This window comes from Streptococcus infantis, from assembly GCF_047464415.1.
Taxonomy (GTDB): Bacteria; Bacillota; Bacilli; order Lactobacillales; family Streptococcaceae; genus Streptococcus; species Streptococcus infantis_AE.
This window is the reverse complement of the sequence record NZ_JASHBX010000063.1, coordinates 1-619: the sequence shown is the minus strand read 5'-3', so window position 1 is coordinate 619 and position 619 is coordinate 1. Positions and strand designations below refer to the sequence as shown.

The 619-nt window shown below is 38.9% G+C and carries 1 protein-coding gene; it reads right to left on the bottom strand.

The features are described 5' to 3' along the window. Positions 1-619, bottom strand: a 619-nt coding sequence (locus QM460_RS10490) for an ISL3 family transposase (RefSeq protein ID WP_414290063.1), incomplete at both ends; no start/stop codon positions are given.

The following is a 619-nucleotide window of genomic DNA, read 5'->3' as shown; positions in this document are numbered from 1 at the left end:
ATGAGTTTAATGAGATTATTAGTCGCTTCCAATTTAGCGTTGGAATAGGGCAATTGAAGGGCGTTGACAATTTTCTCTTTGTCCTTGAGAAATGTCTTAAAGACAGTCTGAAAAAGAGGATGAACCTTCTTTAGATTGTCCTCAATGAGTCCGAAAAATTTCTCGGGCTCTTTATTCTGAAAGTGAAAAAGCAAGAGCTGATAGAGATTATAGTGGTGTTTCAACTCTTCTGAATAGCTCAAAAGCTTGTCTAGAATTTCTTTATTCGTTAAGTGCATGCGAAAAGTAGGGCGATAAAATCGCTTATCGCTGAGTTTACGACTATCTTGCTGGATGAGCTTCCAGTAGCGCTTGATGGCCTTGTATTGATGGGATTTTCTATCGAATTGGTTCATAATTTGAACACGAACTCGACTCATAGCACGGCTGAGATGTTGGATAATGTGAAAGCGATCTAGAACGATTTTAGCACATGGGAAAAGCTGTTTAGCTAAGTTATAGTAAGGACTAAACATATCCATAGTAATGATTTTCACTCGACATCGGACGGCTCTATCGTAGCGCAGAAAGTGATTGCGGATGATAGCTTGTGTTCTTCCCTCAAGAACAGTAATGATAT